This window comes from Pedobacter hiemivivus (assembly GCF_005144565.1).
Classification (GTDB): Bacteria; Bacteroidota; Bacteroidia; order Sphingobacteriales; family Sphingobacteriaceae; genus Pedobacter; species Pedobacter hiemivivus.
On sequence record NZ_SWDX01000004.1, the window covers coordinates 528,051 to 549,102 of the forward strand.

Here is a 21,052-nt window from a genome sequence, read left to right on the forward strand (position 1 = left end):
CAGTTTAAACTAATTACTATGAATACAAAATTCATAAGGATATGCATTTTTATAGGCCTCTTTTTGCAAACTACTGCAATGATGGCACAAAGAAATGTATTCAGGGCGGCGAATGCAACGATCACCGCCTCCTTACCCCTCAGCTCTGGGGCAATTGCCAACCTTAATGATGGTAGCACTACAACTACAGCCTTTTTTAACAGGCCTGCCTCTAGTACCTTAGAGCTCACCATTGTTTGTGCTAAACCCGAAAGAGTAGAAGATTATACCATCAACTTTACTACTGCAACTTTTTCGGCAAGGGATATTACCTTTTTTGGCTCTCAGAATGGAACCACCTGGACCTTATTGGATACAAAAACGGGACCTCTGGTAACCATCAATTCCGTTTTTACCAATGCCAATAGTTATACTTATTACAAGTATGTATTTACCAACTTTAACACCACAACAATAAGGATTTCGGAAATATCGGGCTTTGGTACCGAAATTCTTGCGCCTATTCTAACCACAACGCCTGGGGCAACAGGAAACCTGGGAATGCTGAGTTGGACTCAGGAAATAAGAGGCACAGGAGAGTATGAAATTCAACGTTCATCACCGGGGAGTAGTCTTGCCTTGATCAAGACAGTCGCTCAATCGGTATTGTCGTTGCAAGAGGATACGCTGAAAAGAAATACTACTTATTTTTATAAGGTTAGGGTGAAAAAGGGTAGTGTATTTGGCCCATATTCAGAAATAAAGGAATTGATCACCACCGATGATAAATTGGTTAATAAACCTATACTTACCGGTATGGCTTCTTTAACAACCAGCACAACAGCTAATTTAAACTGGAGCCTCCCTATGGGAGGTCCAGGAACCTTCACGCTGGAAAGATCGCTAAACGGGACTGATTTTACACTTTTAAAAACCCTGGATAAAGCAGTAAATACTTTTGCCGATACAACGCTAACCCACAACACCAGTTATTGGTATCGTGTGATTGGGAAAAATGACATCTCTTCTTCGCCTTATTCTGATGCGATTAAAATAACAACGATAAATGACGCGCTTTTAACTGCCCCTGTAATGCAGGCAACTGCCCCTACAGGGACCCAGGCCGTTTTATCATGGAATCTTGCTTTTAATACCAAGGGAGGCTTTGAAGTGGAAAAATCGACTGATGGAACCAACTTCACCTTGATGGGTAAGTTTGATAAAGCGGTTATTACGTACATAGAAGAATCTTTGAAACCCAATACTCCTTACTGGTACCGGGTAAGGGCTTTTAATTATATAGGTAAGTCACCGTATTCCACTCCAGTAAAGATAACCACCAATGGTATTAAAGGTTTGCCTGCAGATATTACCGATGACGGGGGCGCGCTGACAGTTACTGCGGATAATAGTGGCGGAGCAAACGCAGCTGAGGGATCTTCAAAATTTATTGATAACAATATTTCAACCAAATGGCTGGTATTCAATGCGCAAGTAGGACAAAGTTTATCGGCAGTATATGCACCAAAGGGAGCTTATATTGTAACCGGTTATACTTTAAGCACAGCTAATGATTCACCTGCTCGTGATCCCAAAGACTGGCGTTTTGAAGGCTCGGATGACAATGCCGCCTGGACAGTACTGGATACCCGCACAAATCAGCTTGGAGCAGCAGCAGAAAGAATAACAACTTACAGTTATTCTATTGCGAACCCTGGAACTAAAGCTTTCAAATTTTACCGTATAGCTTTTACATCGAACAACAACTCTACCGATATTGTAAGATACCAGATTGCAGAGTGGCAGATTCTGGGCCTCGACCCAGGCTCTCCGGATATTCCCACTAATTTAGCCGTTACCGCAACTACCACTAATACCATTAGCTTAAGTTGGGCACAGGATAAAACGATACCTGTCAAAGGGTTTATCTTGCAACGTTCAGTAGATGGATTGTTTTTTGAAGCCATTGATACCCTGGAAAGTACAGTTACGAGTTTTATAGACCGTAATCTGTATGATGGAGCTAATTATTATTATCGTTTAAATGCAATAGGTGATAGACCTACAGCAGTATCGGCCTGGTCTAACGTGGCCATGGGTAAAACGACGGCTACGGATGGACTGCCTTTAACGCCGGCTTACCTGATGGCGATTGCGGTGGGCGAAAAAGAAATTAAATTACAATGGACAGATCGTTCGACAGATGAAACGGGTTTCCTATTAGAAAGATCACAGGATAACGTCTTATTTGAAGAACTTAAAACTTTAGCCCCTAACACCAACACCTTTGCTGATGCTTCAGTATGGCCAGCAACTAACTATTATTACAGGATAAGTGCAATCAAAGAAAAAACCAAGTCTGTCTATTCTAATGTACTTAAAGTACTAACGATGGGTGCAAACTCTGCTCCTTTAAGACCAAATGCAGAGGCGCTGAGCATATGTACCGGAACTGGTGAATTTAAACTGGCCATTAACGCGATTTCGCCCGGACCTGGTAATGAAAGTACACAAAAGCTAAAAGTTACGGGGATAAAAGCCGGAGATGAACGAAGCGTCAAATTCTTTTCATCGTATTCATTTAATCCTGTAGTGGCGCCGAGTACAATTTTTGGGAAGGATGAAATCCCTACCATAGGTGGGATTGCTAATTTTAGCGTGACAACAACCGGGATCGCTGTTCCGGGTGATTCGGCACTGGTGATGCTTACTGTAAAAGATAACGGCGGAACCAATGGATTTGCTTCTGATAGTACTGAATTTCTGGTAAAGATTAAGTTTACAACATTAGCCTTAAAAGTAATTTCCGACCAAAAGAACGATACTGTCGCGAGATATGCGGTAGTTAATTTTACCGGTATCACTAATTTCCCTGATCAGACCCGTTTTCAATGGGCCGATGCTGAGGGGATTATTGGTAGTCGTAATGGAATTAAGCTGTCGGTAATTCCTAAACGGAAAACCACCTATACCTTAACTGCAACTACGCCAATGGGCTGTACCGCAACAGCCAGCATTACTATTCTTCCTAAGGACTCGGTGCTACTGGTATCTAATGTCCTTACACCTAATCAGGATGGTAAAAACGATACCTGGATGGTATGGGGAATTGAAAAGATACCAAATAATGAAGTAAAGGTAATGGATCGCCAGGGGCGTCTGGTGTTTACCACAAGGAACTATAGAAACGATTGGGATGGTACACATAACGGTGTTGTTTTACCACAAGGTGGATATTATTATGTGATAGAAACAAATGATGGTAGGAAAGCTCAGACTGGTGTATTAACGATCATTAAATAAAGATGGAAATGAGAAAGCAAATTCAAATCATACTATTTCTGTTGACCATAGGTTTTGGCTTGCCGATTGGCGTTAATGCCCAGACTGGAAATTTTGGTACAGGATATTTTCAAAATCAATATGTGCTTAACCCTGCAATGGCGGGGTTAAATTCTAAAGAATTCAATATCAATACGGCATACAATAAGGAATCTACTGCTGTGAGTAACAGCGCCAAAACCATATACATAACTGCTGACTATGGATTGAGTAATGCGGTAGGACTTGGTGTCAATTTAATAATGGACAATATAGGCGCATTGAGCACCACCAGAATCATGGGCACTTATGCTTACCAGGTAAAACTGAACGAAGATAATCAGAGCCTGCATTTTGGTGTATCTGCTGGTGGGGTAAAGGAAAGATTTAACGCAAATGACATTAGCGGAGATCCTTCTGACGTGTTCCTTTACAATTTTAATGATCGTAAAATGCAGTTTGAGGCCGATTTTGGTGTAGCTTACTTTCGTGACAGGCTTACGCTTCAAGCCACAGCACCAAACTTTGTTTCTACATTGCGAGATATAGAAAAAACAATATTGAGTCAGGGTACTTTTGTTGCTTCGGCAGCTTATAAAATAAGCATTGCCGATGGTGGAGATCCCATTAATTTAGAACCAAAAATTGCTTTTCGCAGTTTTAAAGGCTTAAAAAGTATTATGGATGCTGGCGCAAATGTTGATTTTGTACAAAATACAATCAACCTGTTTGCGTTATATCATTCTAATAAAAGCGTAACTGCCGGAATTGGTTTTAAGGTGTTGGGTGCCTTTCAGGTTTCTGGCGCTTACAATTCGGGGAGCGATAATTTTAGCGGTGGTACTATAGGAAACTCATTTGAATTAGGTTTACGTTTTTACGCAAAAGGAAATAAATAAGAAAAGATAAAATTCTTGCTCATCATAAAGCCGGGATTCAGATGGAATATTCTGGTCCCGGTTTATTTAAACTTTTAACCCTAAATGTTATGCATTTTTTTTATAAGCGACTACCTACTATTTTATGGGTTTTCTCCATCATTTTCTTTAGTTCCGTTCTAAATGCACAAACGACTATAAAAAGTAAGCTTACCGGCAATGTCAATCCCTTTATTGGCTCAGCTAAACACGGACATGTTTTTGTTGGGGCAAATGTTCCTCATGGAGCAGTACAGCTAGGCCCTTCGCAAATCATGCAAACCTGGGATAAATTTAATGGCTGGGATTGGTGCAGCGGATACAATTATGATAGCCCTGAAATTTTGGGCTTTACCCATACCCATTTAAGTGGCACCGGTATAGGTGATCTGAATGATATTTTGTTGCTGCCTGCAAATGGTAAAACGCAGGTAGTAAGGGCTAAATTCAATGATATGGAAAGTGGCTATGGTTCTTTCTTTTCTAAGCAAAAGGAAGTAGCCAAACCCGGTTATTATGAGGTTTACCTGGATAAGTACAAAATAAAGGCCCAGTTAACTGCTACTGAACGCATAGGCTTTCATCAATATACTTATGAAAAAAAGGACAATGCTCATTTGCTGGTAGACCTTGGGTTTGGCATGGGCTGGGACGAACCTGTGGAAACCTATTTCAAGCAGATCAATGCCACTACTTTTGAGGGCTATCGCTTCTCAAAAGGTTGGGCTGTAGATCAGCGTGTTTATTTTGCCATTCAACTTTCTGTTCCTGTAACCAAAGCTGAACTCTACAATGTTTCAGCATTGCAGCAAGGTACACAGGCCACTGGCAAAGAGATAAAGGCAGCCTTATTTTTTGATGCGGAAAAAAACGCACAGCTAAAAGTAAAAGTTGCGATATCGCCAGTAAGTGCAAGCAATGCATTACTCAATTTAAAAACGGAGCTGCCAGGCTGGGATTTTAATGTGGCAGTTCAGCGAGCTGATGCCAAATGGGAAAAAGCGTTATCCAGCGTAAGAATTGAGGCCTCCCCAATTCAAAAAACTAAGTTCTATACTGCTTTATACCATACCATGATTGCGCCTTCCTTGTTTAATGACGTGAATGGAGATTATCGTGGAGCAGATAAAAAGGTTCATAAAAAAGCCGATTTTAACAATTACACCACCTTTTCTTTATGGGATACTTACCGTGGCCTTAACCCGCTAATGACCATTTTACAACCCGAACGTGTAAACGATATCGTAAACAGCATGCTGGCTATCTATCAGCAGCAGGGGAAATTACCAGTATGGCACCTACATGGCAATGAAACCAATTGTATGATCGGTTATCCGGCTGTCCCGGTTATTGTCGACGCCTATTTAAAAGGGTTTAGAAATTATGATGTTGAATTAGCCTACAAAGCCATTCGCCAATCAGCAATGCAAGATACGAATGGCATTCAATATATGCAGAAACTGAAATTTATTCCTGCTGATGAGGTGGAAGAATCTGTTGCAAAAGCAATGGAATATGCAATTTCAGACGCTAGCATTGCTCAGATGGCTAAAGCATTAGGGAAAAAGGACGACTTCAAATATTTTACAGATAGGAGCAAGCTATACCAACAATATTTCGATAAAAGTACAGGTCATTTCCGTGGACGAATGGCAGATGACTCATGGCGAACGCCTTTCAATCCTTATAACGCAGTGCACAGGCAAAACGATTACTGCGAAGGCAATGCCTGGCAGTATACCTGGCTGGTACCTCAGGATGTGAAGGGATTAATTAACTGCTTTGGCGGTACGCAGCCTTTCCTGACCAAATTAGATTCTTTATTTACCATTTCATCAAAGTTGGATGCAGAGACTTCCCCAGATATCTCGGGCCTGATTGGCCAGTATGCACATGGTAACGAACCCAATCATCATATTCCCTATTTGTACAGTATGGCTGTACAACCCTGGAAAACTGCCGAAATCATTAGACAAATAGATCAGCAATTTTATACCGACAAACCGGATGGCTTATGTGGCAACGATGATGCTGGAGAAATGAGTGCCTGGTATGTGTTTTCTGCATTAGGTTTTTACCCTGTTCACCCCACGAGCGGAGAATATGTATTTGGTTCTCCTTTGATTGATCAGGCGACCATAAAATTGCCGGGAAATAAAACCTTCCGCATCACCGTTATGGGGAATAGCAAGGACAATCCCTATATCCGTAAAATTGAACTGAACCATAAACCTTATACCAAATCATTTGTTACGCATCATACCATTGTAGCCGGTGGGGAAATGAAAATTTACATGGGTAATAAACCTTTAGCCTATTAATAAATACTATGAAAAAAATGCTGTTCTTAGTTTATTGCGTATTTACTTTTTCAACTTTGTCGGCGCAGCAGCGGTACGAGTTAACTGATGGATGGCGCTGTGCAAATATTAAAGAAGTACAGGTTGGCGGCAGTCAAATCTCTACATTAGGATATTCTTTAAACAATTGGATGCCGGCAACAGTTCCTGGAACAGTACTGACTACCTTACTGAACAATAAAAAAGTTCCCGATCCTTTTTATGGGATGAATAACCTGCAGATCAAAGATGTGTATGATACCGGCAATGCTTATTATACCTACTGGTTTGTAAAATCTTTTACCCAAACTGCTGTGGGTGATGAACAAATTTGGTTAAAACTAAGAGGCGTAAATTACAAATGTGAAGTTTTCTTGAATGGCAAAAAGGTAAATGCTACCACACATGAAGGGATGCACTTGCGCCAACAATACAACATTACCAAACTTTTGGCCGCAAATGGAGAGAACAGACTGGCCATATTGGTTTATCCACCAGATTTCCCTGGTGCACCAAACGGTGGGCAGGGAGGTGATGGTACCATCGCTAAAGGTTTAACTACCGCCTATACTGCGGGCTGGGATTGGATTCAACCTGTTCGTGACCGCAATACAGGAATCTGGGATAAAGTCTTCATCGAAAAAACTAAAGGTATAAACCTTGAAAATCCGCATGTGGTGACCCTGGTGCCGGGCATCCGTTTGCCAGAAGGTATCCAGCAGCCTGCCATGATCCGTACTTCATGCGAAATAGAAAATCCTTTAAACCGGACCGTTAGCGGATTCATCCAATACACCCTGGATGGTAAGGTTATTAAAACAGCTGTAGTTTTAAAATCGGGAGAAAAGAAAACCGTAAAGCTACCTGATTTCGAATTGAAAAATCCGAAGCTCTGGTGGCCAAGCGGCTATGGTAAACAACCATTGTACAAAATCAGTTTTAGCTTTGTTGATGCTGCGGGCAAAACCGCAGACCAGGAAAATGTTCAGTTTGGGGTTAGAGAAATCTCTACCCGCTGGAACGAACAAACCCGTAGTAGGGAAAACCTGGTAAACGGACAAAAGATATTTATAAAAGGCGGCAATTGGATCATTTCTGATGCGATGCTCCGCTTTTCTAACGAGCGTTATGATGCCGAGGTGCGGTTCCATAGGGATATGAACCTTAACCTGATTCGGATCTGGGGTGGTGCAATTATCGAAAGACCGGAGTTTTATGAGGCTTGTGATAAATATGGTATGTTGGTGTTTCAGGATTTCTGGTTCAGTGGCGATTGCAATGGTAAATGGCAGGATCCTTTGAAAAAGGACGACCAGTGGACCCGCAGGCAATACCCAGATGATCATGGACTGGTATTGACCGCTGCTGCTGATCAGATCAAGATGATCCGGAACCATGCTTCCCTGGCCTTTTGGTGCGGTGGCAATGAAATTACCCCGCCGGATGATATTCTGCTCCCACTGAAGGAGAGGATTCTTCCTGAACTAGATGGCACACGTTATTTCTTTGATTATTCCAATACCAACGACATGTCCTACAATTCCATTGGTGGAAATGGCGATGGTCCATATAACATCCAGGACCCTAAAACTTTTTGGTCTTACAAAACTTATCCTTACAATTCTGAGGTCGGCTCAGTAGGGGTTGGCGACTATGCTTCATTGGAGCGCTTTATTCCGAAGCAAAATATGATTGCACCGCAAAACGGGCAGGAGCCAGATTCGGTATGGGCTTACCACAAATATATTCCCTACGATCATCACATTGATCCTTACGGGAAAGCGAAAGATGCGAGAGATTTTGCGATGAAAGCGCAGCTGGTAAATTATGACCAATACCGCGCATTGATGGAAGGTTTTTCTGCCCACATGTGGGATTGGTATACTGGAACGATCATCTGGAAAACCCAAAACCCATGGACATCTATGCGTGGACAGATGTACGATTATTACCTGGATGTAAATGCCTGTTTATACGGTACCCGGAAAGGTGCGGAACCGCTGCACATTATGATGAACCCATTGGATAGTATGCTTACTGTAGTCAATAATGGTTTTGCTACACAGCGTAACATCATGGTGCAGGCCAGTATATATGACCTGGACGGGAAACTACAGGATCAGGTGCAGGCATTTGCCGAAATCGCACCTTCGACAGTACAGCGGATGTTTCCGATCCAGACGCAGTTAAAGAAAATGAAGAACAAGGATGGTGCTTTTGTGTTATTGAAATTGCTAAATCCCCAGCAACAGGTATTGAGTGAAAATTTCTACTGGCTGCCGGGGTCGGACGGAAAGTATACCGGCCTGCGGCAGATGAAATCGGCTGAATTAAAAGTTACAGCTACGAAGACAACAAAAGGGGAAATTGAAGTCAGGTTAAAAAATGATGCAACCAACACCCTGGCCTTTTTTAATCGGGTGGCCCTGGTCAACACCACAACCGGCGAACGGATTCTTCCTGCTTTCTATTCCGATAATTATTTGAGTGTATTGCCTGGTGAAGAAAAAATGATAGTTGTAGGGGCTACTGAACAAGGAAGCACGTCTTTAAGTGTAGAGGTTTATGGCTGGAATGTAAAAAGGCAGCTATTCCCAATAAAAAAATAACCCGGTTAAAATAGCTATAGATAGAACCACAATGGATAAATAAAATATTTATATATTCGACAACCAAAACTATAAACGAATGCAGACTGCTGATCAAAAAGAAAATTCCCCTGTAGGGCAAAATTATACTACACCTCTGGTTTCCCTTACTTTCCTTTTTTTTATGTGGGGATTTATCACCTGCATGAACGATATCCTGATCCCTCACTTGAAGGGACTGTTTGTCTTGAATTACCTGGAAGCCATGCTGGTTCAGTTTTGCTTTTTTGGGGCCTATTTCATTGGCTCATTGGTGTATTTCCTGATCTCCCATTTTAAAGGGGATCCTATTAATAAAATCGGGTATAAAAATGGTTTATTGCTAGGCTTAGTGGTTTCGGCGCTGGGCTGTCTGATGTTCTATCCGGCGGCAATGCTGTCGGTGTATGGTTTATTCCTGGCCGCATTTTTTATTTTAGGACTGGGTTTTACCTTACTACAGATTACGGCAAATCCTTATGTTTCCTTATTGGGAAAAGAAAGCACCGCATCCGGCAGACTCAACCTGGTACAAGCCTTTAACTCGTTTGGTACCACCATCGCTCCAATTTTTGGTGGTTATCTGATCTTTCATTTTTTCGCCACAAATGGGCATCTTTCTGCTGGCGCTACTAAAATGCCTTACCTTATATTTTCGGGCATATTCGTGTTACTAACCCTTTTCATTTATAAAGTAAAGTTACCTGATTTTAAAAGTGATCACTCGGCGCTGGATGGTCTGGGGGCACTACGATTCCCGCAGTTAAAAGGTGGGATTTTTGCTATTTTCTTTTATGTAGGTGCCGAAGTAACCATTGGTAGTTTCATGATCAGTTTCCTGGAACATGGCGATATCATGGGATTAAAAGAAACGGTAGCTAAAAATTATCTGTCTCTATACTGGGGCGGTGCCATGATTGGCAGATTTTTAGGGGCCATCAGCATGAATGATGTGCTGAGTAACAGTAAAAAAATGTTGTACATGGTATTGGTTTGTGTAGGTCTATTTGTATTGCTTTACACGATTGTAGATCTTGATTTTGCACAGATGCAGTGGTTCATCATCTTTATTGTCATTAACCTTGTAGGCTTCAGCATCGGCAAATCTGCTCCAGCTTTGATGCTTGCCATTTTTGCGGTAATTAATATTGCACTACTACTCATTACGGTATTTACAGGAGGTGCGCTTTCTATGTGGTGTCTTTTGGGGATAGGCCTTTTCAACTCGATTATGTGGTCTAATATCTTTACCCTTTCTATTTCAGGACTGGGCGAATATAAAAGTCAGGGTTCTTCTCTGTTGGTGATGGCCATACTGGGCGGAGCCGTAATTCCATTGATACAAGGTAGTTTGGCCGATGCGATTGGTATTCAGAATTCCTTCCTGTTACCTGCCGTATGTTACTTGTATGTAGCCTGGTTCGGTATGTTCTGCTTCAAGAAATTCAAATCTACCATATTAGAAAAGCCAGCAAGGTCAGGTCATTGATAAAAATACAGTGATTTGTCTAGAGGCATATGATTTGGGTTATGGAGCTAAAAAGCTACATAACCCAATTTTTTGTATAAATTGACCGCTATGGGCAGGGGTCACAAATGGCCATAGCACATAGTACAATCAGAAATCAACAATAGATGATAAAATTTGTCCGGGTATTTTTCTTTATTACCATTACGTTTTTGGGATTCATGCTTTCTTTCTGTAATGCACAGCAGACTGTTAAAATTGATGATCAAGTACCACATCATATATTTGGGTATGGGGAGATTGAGCAATTCGAAGATACGAGTGGTACTTTGAAATTTGAAGACATCCTAAAAGGAAGAACAGATATTCACTTCGCAAAAAGTAAGGTTTATACCCCCAAAAGTCCTAATCCTAAATCTGCTTATTGGTTTAAAATAAGAATTGCGTTTGTTCCACAATCAAAAGAACATTGGGTGCTTGAATTTTTTGATCAGACCATTGATGACATCAATTTGTATGCGCCCGAGGGAAACAATACCTACAAGAAATACACATTTGGTGCGCAGTACAATTTTAGCCTAAGAGAATATGCCCATAAGAACTTTTTATTCAATCTGGACAATTCCAACGCAAGGGAAGAAACCTATTACATAAGGGTAAAATCTTCGCAAACGGCCAGCGTTATTGTCGTACTCAGAAACCTTCGCTGGATTGTTCATTACGCGACTGAGGAATATCTTTTTTTCGGTGTCTTTTATGGAATGATAGTGGTATTTAGCTTTTATAACCTTTTGATGTTTTTGGCCGTTCGGCAAAAGCAATACCTGTATTATGTAGCGTACAACCTTAGTATTGGTTTGTATGAAATGTGTGTTGATGGAGTTGCATTTCAGTATTTATGGCCTAATCATCCTGAATGGAACCAATATGCTTATGGTGTATTTTTGTATTCCAGCAGTATATTTGGCTTGCTTTTTACCCTAAATTTTCTGTACGTAAAAAGCAAGGCTCCCCGACTTTACTGGAGTATAATTGCAGTTATCGTTCTTCGAACCGTCTTTTTTATCTGCTGCCTGTTCGATCGTCATTTGTTTACTTATAAAATGATTGAAGTGATTCCTCTGGCCCTTGCTCTAGGCTCAGGGATCTATATCTGGAAAAGAGGGTATAAGCCGGGCCGTTTTTTTGTGGTAGGCTATTCATTTCTATTTCTTGGACTGGTTATTAAAGCATTGGTACTTTTAAATGTGCCTTGGCTTCCTTATGGGCCGATCACTCATTATAGCTTAAGCTTCTGCTTTGTCGTTGAAATGATTCTGGTTTCCTTTGCTATTGGCGATAGCGTTCGGGGGCTAAGAAAAAAGAAGGATAAAGCACAGCGGAGAATGATTCAACAGTTGCAGATCAATGAAAGATTGAAAGATACATTGAATAAAGAGCTCACTGTATTGGTTGATGAACGAACAAAAGAGGTGAGTGATAAAGCCGCCACTATCGAGAAGCAGAATGAAGAAATCTCGCTGATGAATGCAATGCTGGAAAAGGACAACCAGGAGCTGCATTTGAATATTGAAAAGGTAACGCGTGCACGTGTAATGTCAGATGAAGTTGATTTTGCTGAGTTCAGTAAAATATATCCAGACAGGGAGACCTGCTTTAAATACCTGTCCGAATTAAAGTGGGCAAACGGCTATGCCTGTAGGAAGTGCCAGAATACACAATATCTTTCAGGTTTTTTACCTTTTAGCCGCAGATGTACAAAATGTGGATACGACGAGTCTGTTATTGCTTATACCATTTTTCAGAACAGTAGGATTCCAATCAATAAAGCCTTCTACATGCTTTTTCTTGTTTACTCTACCAAAGGTAAAATATCCTCTCATAAACTGTCCCAGTTACTCTTGATCCGGCAAGGAACCTGCTGGGCATACAACAGTAAAATGCAAAAGATACTGGAAGAAAGAAAAAAAGAGTTGAAAAATGCGGGCGAAGGGGGATGGAGTAAGCTAATTTTTGAGTCTTAAGTAATGAAATCGCCTCTTAGTTGACTGTTAATAGCATTTTTTTTACTTTTTTTTAATGTTTTTTTAGCGTATCGTCACAAAAGGACGAATACATGTTAAAGCCATCATGATTAAAGAAAATCCCTATTCATGCTTGTAAATGAAGTGTATTGCTTTTTATTTAAGTTATTATTTATCAATGTGTTATGATTTATTTTTCTTGCACTTGTCATATGATTGGAATAGCTTTACGTTATTAAACCTCATTCTAACCAAATAAACGATGAAAAGAATTACTGCTCCTGTGAATCGACAGACCTGTCGTGTTCAATTTCTACAAAACAATTTATTACCACAATTAACAATCGGAACTGCCTAAAACTTTCCGCTTTTGCTAACTAACCAATTGTAAACCTAAACCAAACCACATGAACAAACTTAGACTCACACTTCCTTAACCACAGGCAATTTATCGTATTTCCATTTTAACTAAGGCAGATTCCTAAAATCTGTCAGTGGAATCCTATGGCCTAAAATTTAATTAACAATACCTAAACCATTACAAATATGTATTATGAAGTATAAATTATGCGATTTTTTAATCTTTCTTTTGCTGATTTTAATATCTGGGAGTGGCATAGCCCAAGACATGGTAAAAGTAAGAGGATCTGTAAAAGATAGTGTTGGCGCTTTACCTGGGGTTGGTGTTTTAGTATCAGGAACTAAAATATCGACATCAACAGATGTAGCCGGAAATTATAAAATTGAAGCACCCAAAACTGGTGTTTTATCGATCTCGTTTATTGGTTATGTAACCCAAAGATTTGATATAAAAAGCCTTAAGGCTTCCGCTACGGGCGACTATGTACTGAATGTCGTGATGAAAGCCGATGACAATTCATTGAATGAAGTGGCCGTAGTGGGTTTTGGTACGCAAAAGAAGATGACAATGGTCGGTTCGGTTACCACAATCAATCCGAAAGAACTGAAGGGCCCTACCAGTAACCTTACCCAAATGCTTGCCGGCCGGTTGGCTGGGGTAATTGGCTATCAAAGTGGGGGAGAGCCGGGATCCGACAACGCGTCGTTCTTTGTCAGAGGGCTTGGTTCTTTTGGTGCAGGTAAAGTAGACCCCCTGATTTTGATTGATGGGGTCGAATCGACACAAAATGATCTTGCCCGTTTACAACCGGATGATATTGCCAGTTTCTCTGTGTTAAAAGATGCTACTGCTGCGGCTGTTTATGGTGCCAGAGGTGCAAATGGGGTAATTTTAGTTAAAACAAAGGAGGGTGAACCGGGGAAAACCAAATTTGCTTTCCGTACGGATCATACCATATCTGGTAATACAGAAAATCTTAAATACACAGATAATATTACCTATATGAATTTGGCGAATGAAGCTGCATTAACCAGGAATCCGCTAAATCCCATCCCTTATTCTCAGACCAAGATTGACCGGACTGCGTCTGGTACGGCCAACCCTTATTTGTACCCAAGCAATGACTGGATAAAACAGACCATAAAGGATTATACTTACAATCAGCGTTTCAATACGAGTGTAACTGGTGGTGCTGATAAGGCCAGCTACTATGTTGCCGGGACTTTGAATATAGATAACGGTATCTACAAAGTTGATCAATTAAATAATTTTAACAGTAACGTTAAGCTGATCAATTATTCAATAAGATCTAATGTGACCTTAAATTTAACAAAAACCACAAGAGCCGACATCAGGGTATATGGCCAATTTGATGATTACAACGGCCCACTTGGCAGCGGGAAGGACGTTTTTCAAAGGGCTATGTTTTCAAATCCGGTTAATTTCCCTATGACTTTCCCTTCATCTTATGCGCCACGTGTAAAACATGTTTTATTCGGTAATGCTGTGGTAGAGAATGTCCCAGGATCTATCATTGGTGGGAACCTATATATTAATCCGTATGCCGACCTTGTTAGAGGGTATAAGCAATCTAATACTTCTAATCTTCAACCCCAGATTGAAGTGAATCAGGATTTAGCTGCTATACTTCCGGGCTTGAAAGCACGCTTTATGGGCTATGTGCAACGTAACAATAGTTATGCAGTTTCACGTGCTTATAGCCCGTTTTATTACAATGCCAGTTCAATCGACGGGAATGATATTACTTTAACTGAACTAAACAATGGAGGTCCAACCAATGTCGGCCAGGTGGGTAGTGATTACTTAAGTTATGGTGAAGGAACTAAAGATATCAAGTCTTCGCTGTACACTGAGGCGGCCATTAATTATAATCAGGTATTTAAAAAAAATACGGTGGGTGGAATGCTCGTTGGAATTTTACGGAACTCTCTTTCTGGTAATGCGGGGAGCTTGCAAAATTCATTGCCAAAACGAAATGTTGGCCTCTCAGGTAGATTTACTTATGGATATGACGATAAGTACCTGACCGAATTTAACTTTGGATACAATGGAACAGAACGGTTTGCAGAAAAGAATCGCTTTGGTTTTTTCCCCTCTATAGGTGTTGGTTATGTTTTATCTAATGAGCAGTTTTTTAAACCTTTAAGTAGGGTGGTAAGCTTATTTAAAATCAGAACTTCCTACGGATTTAATGGTAATGACCAGATTGGAAACGATACGGATAGGTTCTTTTATTTATCGAATATAGATCTGACCAATGGTAATGGAGCCTCATTTGGTGAGGATCCTACTACACTATATTACCGAAATGGAGTGAGTATTTTAAGATATGCCAATCCCGCAATTACATGGGAGGAATCGCGGCAGCTTAACATAGGTTTGGATCTTTCCTTTTTCAATGCTGTAAATTTCACTATAGATGCCTATCAGAAAAGGACCTCTAATATTTTGCAAGTACGAAGTGGCATCCCAACAACAATGGGTTTAGTCGCAAATGCAAGTGCTAATGTGGGTGTTCAGGATAGTAAAGGTGTTGATTTTCAAACCGATTATAGCAAGTCCTTTAGAGGAGGATTTGTTCAGGTAAGGGGCACATTTACATTTGCAACAAATAAAATTGTAAAATATGATGAACCGGTTTATCCGGCAAGTCTGGCTCATTTGTACAGAGTAGGTCACTCTTCTGGAGAAATGATGGGTTTTATTGCGGAGCGTTTATTTACAGATGATATAGAGGTGGCCAACTCACCAAGCCAGAAAGCGATAGCCGGAAATATGGAAGTAAGAGGCGGGGATATCAAATACAGAGATGTGAATCGAGATGGCGTTATTAATGATGACGATAGGGTTTTTATGGGGCTACCTAATACCCCGGAAATTACTTACGGCTTTGGATTTTCTGCTGCCTACGGAAACTTTGACCTGAGCGCACAAATGCAGGGGAATGCCCGTATTGCTTTCTTTGTGAATAGTGGTGGATTTGATACCGAAAATTTGAGTAAAAGTGGTATAGCTCCCTTTCTCCAAATCGGCGGATATCAAACCCGGGTATTGCAAGCCGTCGCTGATGACCATTGGTCTGAAGACAGTCGAAATTCTTACGCATTTTTCCCGCGTTTAAGCAGTGTTGCAACGCCCAATAATTACGTTAATTCGAGTTGGTGGTTGCGTAATGGTGCTTTTTTAAGGCTTCAGCAAGTGGAAATTGGTTATACGCCAAAAGGCAATTTCAAAAAAAGAGTTGGTTTAAGCTCATTCCGGATTTATGCAAGCGCAAGGAATCTTTTTGTGATAAGCAAGTTCAAATTATGGGACCCGGAAGTGCGTGGAAATGGCCTGGACTATCCGCTTCAAAGGATATATAATCTGGGTGTTAATATTGGCTTTTGACCTTAGTTCTTGATTTAATATAGATTATTAAAATAAATTCTGATGAAAAATATAATGCAATCAAAAAAGATTTGGCCAATATTAGCTTTATTAATATTTGCGAATTTTTCCTGTAAAAAATACCTGGATGTAGTTCCAGATAATGTGCCTACGATCGACAACGCCTTTACCAGTAAAAGCGAGGCAGAAAAGTTTTTGTTCAGTTGCTATTCTTACTTGCCTAATGATGGAAATCCAACTAGTAATCCTGGTTTTCTTGGAGGCGATGAAATATGGATACCCAGTAGCCGCAGGGGCACATTTGATACCAGAGGTGCGTTGATGATGTGGGATATAGCCCTGGGGCGCCAAACTGCTGCAAGTCCAATCTCGAATGTTTGGAATGGAAGATATCAAGCGATCAGACAATGTAATATATTCATAGAAAATGTGAGTGATGAAGAAAAGGTCTACGACCTGACATCCGATATGAGGTCGCGCTGGTTGGCAGAAGCAAAAATTCTCAAAGCATTTAATAATTACCAACTTTTAAGAGCTTACGGCCCCATTCCGCTTATTGACAAAAACATTGACATCGATGCGCCTACTTCCGACATGATGGTAACCAGAGCGCCTTTTGATGACTGTGTGAATTATGTGGTTAACCTAATTGACGAGGCTGTTCCTTACCTTCCTGTTGTGATAGGTGAGCGGGCGACAGAACTTGGTCGGATGACGCAGCCGATCGCCTTGGCTATAAAAGCGAAATTATTGATTTTGGCCGCGAGTCCATTGTTTAATGGTAATCCGGATTACGCATCCCTTAAAAATAAAGACGGAACTCAATTGGTAAACCCAATCTTTGATAAAACCAAATGGGATCGTGCAGCATTAGCCACAAAAGCTGCCATTGATATTTGTGAGCAAGCGGGAATTAAACTGTATACAGCGGTACCATCATCGGTATTGTCACCATTTACCAATCAGCAAATGACATTGAGAAATGTGATTTCAGAGAGATGGAACACAGAGCGGGTATGGGGCTTGTCCAATAGTTACGCGGGGCAGCTTCAACGGGTTGCTATGGGATGTCTTGCCGCTAGTTTCACACCGAATAACTCAAATGGACAGCTCTCTGCTCCTCTGAAGATCACAGATTTGTTTTATACCAAGAACGGAGTGCCGATGAATGAAGATAGTGAGCTTGATTTCTCTATAAAAAACCAATTGCGTACGGCAACAAATGAAGAACGTTTTGCAATTAGTCAAGGCTACCAAACGGCGCGGGTTAACTTTGATCGTGAACCTCGTTTTTATGCCGATCTTGGATTTGATGGGGGTGTGTGGTATATGGTCGCTAATAATCCGGGAGCAGGTGGTGGTGATGAAGGAACCTTCTATATGCAGGCAAAATATACTCAACCCGGTAATTCAGGGGCTGAAGGCTATTATAACGAAACCGGATATTTTATTAAAAAATTAGTGGAAGCTAACCTGACTAATTCCTCAAATTCTAATACAGTTAAGCCCTATGACTGGCCGGAAATTCGATTGGCTGATTTGTACTTGATGTATGCCGAGGCTTTAAATGAAGCGAATGGTCCAACAGATCCGGATATCTTTAAATACCTGGATTTGATTCGGGTAAGAGCTGGACTATTAGGCGTTCGGGAATCCTGGACACAGTTTACAAAAGATAGAGGTGCAAGATTAGGTAATCAGGATTACATGAGGAAACTGATCAGACGAGAAAGAGGTATCGAACTGGCATTTGAGGGAAGTCGTTTTTGGGATCTTAGAAGATGGAAGACGGCTGCTGAAGAATTAAATGCAGCAATTACGGGTTGGACGATCAGTCAAAGTTCTGCTATAGGTTATTATCAGCCAAGAGTAATTTACAACCAGACATTTATTGCTCCGAGAGACTATTTATGGCCAATTCAAACCGGAGCTTTCAGAGTAAACACAAATTTAGTTCAGAATCCAGGATGGTAGTCACCTTAAATTAATAGAAATGAAATTATTTAAATCAATTTTAATGATAGCGCTGATATTCATCGTGCTATACGGATGCCAAAAGGACATCATTGGCCCTTTAGGCAATAATATGACTCCACCGGGGACTGTATCCAATGTCAAAGTACTCAACCAATCTGGGCAAGCTACCCTAACTTATACTTTGCCTACGGATGATGACATCGCTTATGTAAAAGCAGAATATACTTTGTTATCTGGTGCTAAACGTGAGGTTCGGGCTTCTTTTTATACCAGTCAGATGGTGGTTGATGGATTTGGTGATACAGAAGTACATACGGTAACCTTGAGGGTAGTTAATAAAAGTGAAGTTCCCTCTGCTCCAATAACCGTTCAGATTAAGCCCTTGGAAAATGCAATACAAATTGCTTTTAGAACCATGAAGGTTGTGGCGGCTTTTGGAGGGATTAATGTTTCTTTAACGAACACCGGCAAAGCAAACTTGTCGATTATTCCGATGAGACAACAAGGCTATAAAGGTTGGGTTCCGTTTGATGGTATTTATACGGCTGCCGAGGTGGTTAGTAAAAATATAAGAGGATTAGAGACTGTTCCTATTAAAATAGCAGTGGTTATCCGCGATCGGTTTTTGAACCAAACAGATACGCTATTTGCCGAAGTTACCCCGCTATTTGAAATGCCACTCGCTAAATCTTTGTATAAAGAAATGCCAGGGGTAATATGGCCTGGAGATCAGAAAGCTAATTTTTCGAACAATGGAATAGATGCAACGGGGATAAAAAGGATGTGGGATGGGGAGACAGTGGCTTGGCCAAGTTGTGCTTATACACCGCCAACCGTAACAGATCAAGGCCCACATTCAATTACATTTGATCTCGGTCAGACCGCTCAACTTAGTCGCCTTGTGATCTGGGATTACCCTGAAACGATTAGTGCAAGAAAGACATACTTTTATAGGGGGAACATGAAAAACTTTGAAATATGGGGTTCCGCAAATCCTAATCCTGATGGATCATATGACAGCTGGTACAAATTGGGCACCTATCAATCTGTGAAACCTTCCGGGTTACCATATGGAGAAGTCAGCGATGAGGATTTAACCACCGCACAGGCAGGATTTAGCTGGGATCTTGATATCAATGTTCCTAAACTACGCTATCTGAGAATAAAAAATCTAAGTAACTGGCAGGGGACGAATTTCCTATTGATTACGGAAGTTCAGGCATACGGAAATCCTAAATAATTAATGATTAATTGAATGGAAATGAAGAATATTCTAAATATCAGATCTCTATTGTTCCTGCTTGCGATATGCATGGCAGGTATAGCATCCTGCACAAAGATGGATGATTTTAAAAAGTATGTTAGGGACGGTGAAATATCTTATACCGGCAGAGTGGATTCCTTGATCATACGATCAGGACGGAATCGCGTGCTGGTTCAAGGGCTATTTATTTCTGATCGTAAAATCACCCTCTGTAAAATCTATTGGAACAGTCGACAGGATTCTTTAATAGTGCCTGTTACGCGTAAACTAGCCGTAGATACACTTAAGCAATATGTGAGTAATTTGTTCGAAGGGTCTTATAACTTTGAAGTCATTACCTACGATTCACAAATGCATGCCTCTATACCGGTTGTTAAGAGTGGTGTAAAGGTGTATGGTAATAATTATGCAGCATCATTGGTTAATATGCCTGTGTCAGATGTTTCTCTTGAAAATTCGACAGCTACCATTTCCTGGGGAGGGCTTGATAAAACGAGTGGAGCGCTTTACATGGATATTTTGTATACCAATACATCCAATGCGGCGGCAAGAGCGAAAAGGTTGACCAACTCAGCAACTGCTCAGTTGTTGAATTATAAATACCGAACTACTTTTGATTACAGGACTGTATATCTTCCGGATAGTTTAGCGATAGATACATTCTATACGGACTACCGTAGAGGGATAAATGCAAGAACTGATGTTACAGCCAGTTTTATTGATAATCCTGGAAAAATGGACCCGAAAAGTACAACCGGTCAACAATTTTTACCTGTTAGTTTAACGCAAGGCGCTGTGGTTGCCGGAAATGCTGCAACCTGGAGGAGATTGGCAGGCTGGACTTCTAATGCTCAGGCAAACAATTGGGGGACTGCTTTTGATACCTATGGAACATGGGTGGAAAGAACTGCAGAAACAGTCGTTAATTTTGCCACAATGTCTCTCGAAGCTGGAAAAAACGGGACTACTCCAACCTTGAATACGATGAGCAATGGTAAGATCTATCAATCTAAATTATTACCGGCAGGGGAATATAGTCTTGAAGCTCGGGTCGGTAATGCAAGTGCGAATTCCGCTATCTACTTTGTCGCAAAGGCTGGTACGGATATTCCAGACATTTCAGAGCTGATAAAGCGTCCGTCAATAATTAATTTTACGGGTCTTAGTACAGATGCAAGTTATATGCAGATAACGACTGCGGCACAGGGATATACCATTGCAATTAATTTTACTATAGAAAGAGAGACCAGGGTTTCATTTGGTTTTGTTGCTAACCTTAATGGTACTGGGACAGCCAATCAATACGTGAAAATATCTGGTGTAAGAATGAAATCTTTGGCTTTTTAAGTACATGGTGTCCAAAA

At 40.8% G+C, this 21,052-nt stretch carries 10 protein-coding genes; all 10 read left to right on the top strand.

Annotated elements, in window-relative coordinates; genetic code table 11:
• Positions 1-18 precede the first annotated feature (18 nt).
• The 10 genes from FBD94_RS12615 (at position 19) to FBD94_RS12660 (ending at position 21,035) form a co-directional block, all read left to right on the top strand.
• Entirely contained in the window at positions 19-3,282 is a 3,264-nt protein-coding gene (locus FBD94_RS12615; protein ID WP_136880416.1) for a T9SS type B sorting domain-containing protein, read from the top strand.
• Positions 3,283-3,290: 8 nt separating this feature from the next.
• Positions 3,291-4,199 carry a PorP/SprF family type IX secretion system membrane protein gene (locus FBD94_RS12620; RefSeq protein ID WP_169472292.1) on the top strand — a complete coding sequence of 303 codons (909 nt, stop codon included), beginning with the start codon at positions 3,291-3,293 and terminating at the stop codon, positions 4,197-4,199.
• An 89-nt stretch (positions 4,200-4,288) separates the two neighbouring features.
• The gene (locus FBD94_RS12625; RefSeq protein WP_136880418.1) at positions 4,289-6,538 is read left to right on the top strand and encodes a GH92 family glycosyl hydrolase; all 2,250 of its coding nucleotides are present in this window, start codon (positions 4,289-4,291) and stop codon (positions 6,536-6,538) included.
• An 8-nt stretch (positions 6,539-6,546) separates the two neighbouring features.
• Positions 6,547-9,165, top strand: coding sequence for a glycoside hydrolase family 2 protein (locus FBD94_RS12630; protein WP_136880419.1), 2,619 nt, complete (start codon positions 6,547-6,549; stop codon positions 9,163-9,165).
• 79 nt (positions 9,166-9,244) lie between these two features.
• Positions 9,245-10,672: a sugar MFS transporter gene (locus FBD94_RS12635; RefSeq protein ID WP_136880420.1), complete on the top strand. Its 1,428-nt coding sequence runs from the start codon at positions 9,245-9,247 to the stop codon at positions 10,670-10,672.
• A gap of 146 nt (positions 10,673-10,818) precedes the next feature.
• Complete coding sequence (locus FBD94_RS12640) at positions 10,819-12,675, top strand: 7TM diverse intracellular signaling domain-containing protein (protein WP_131609922.1); 1,857 nt, start codon at positions 10,819-10,821, stop codon at positions 12,673-12,675.
• Positions 12,676-13,228: 553 nt separating this feature from the next.
• The gene (locus FBD94_RS12645) at positions 13,229-16,447 is read left to right on the top strand and encodes a SusC/RagA family TonB-linked outer membrane protein (RefSeq protein WP_205945877.1); all 3,219 of its coding nucleotides are present in this window, start codon (positions 13,229-13,231) and stop codon (positions 16,445-16,447) included.
• A gap of 42 nt (positions 16,448-16,489) precedes the next feature.
• Entirely contained in the window at positions 16,490-18,421 is a 1,932-nt protein-coding gene (locus FBD94_RS12650; RefSeq protein ID WP_225874739.1) for a RagB/SusD family nutrient uptake outer membrane protein, read from the top strand.
• Between the two features lie 19 nt (positions 18,422-18,440).
• On the top strand, positions 18,441-19,664 hold the full coding sequence (locus FBD94_RS12655) for a DUF5000 domain-containing lipoprotein (protein WP_136880421.1): 1,224 nt from the start codon (positions 18,441-18,443) through the stop codon (positions 19,662-19,664).
• Between the two features lie 21 nt (positions 19,665-19,685).
• Positions 19,686-21,035: a DUF4998 domain-containing protein gene (locus tag FBD94_RS12660; protein WP_169472293.1), complete on the top strand. Its 1,350-nt coding sequence runs from the start codon at positions 19,686-19,688 to the stop codon at positions 21,033-21,035.
• Positions 21,036-21,052: the final 17 nt, after the last annotated feature.

Excerpts from the sequence above, each read along its gene's own strand:
- FBD94_RS12615 (WP_136880416.1), top strand. The coding sequence starts at position 19 with ATGAATACAAAATTCATAAGGATATGCATTTTTATAGGCCTCTTTTTG.
- FBD94_RS12620 (WP_169472292.1), top strand. The coding sequence starts at position 3,291 with ATGAGAAAGCAAATTCAAATCATACTATTTCTGTTGACCATAGGTTTT.
- FBD94_RS12625 (WP_136880418.1), top strand. The coding sequence starts at position 4,289 with ATGCATTTTTTTTATAAGCGACTACCTACTATTTTATGGGTTTTCTCC.
- FBD94_RS12630 (WP_136880419.1), top strand. The coding sequence starts at position 6,547 with ATGAAAAAAATGCTGTTCTTAGTTTATTGCGTATTTACTTTTTCAACT.
- FBD94_RS12635 (WP_136880420.1), top strand. The coding sequence starts at position 9,245 with ATGCAGACTGCTGATCAAAAAGAAAATTCCCCTGTAGGGCAAAATTAT.
- FBD94_RS12640 (WP_131609922.1), top strand. The coding sequence starts at position 10,819 with ATGATAAAATTTGTCCGGGTATTTTTCTTTATTACCATTACGTTTTTG.
- FBD94_RS12645 (WP_205945877.1), top strand. The coding sequence starts at position 13,229 with ATGAAGTATAAATTATGCGATTTTTTAATCTTTCTTTTGCTGATTTTA.
- FBD94_RS12650 (WP_225874739.1), top strand. The coding sequence starts at position 16,490 with ATGAAAAATATAATGCAATCAAAAAAGATTTGGCCAATATTAGCTTTA.
- FBD94_RS12655 (WP_136880421.1), top strand. The coding sequence starts at position 18,441 with ATGAAATTATTTAAATCAATTTTAATGATAGCGCTGATATTCATCGTG.
- FBD94_RS12660 (WP_169472293.1), top strand. The coding sequence starts at position 19,686 with ATGAAGAATATTCTAAATATCAGATCTCTATTGTTCCTGCTTGCGATA.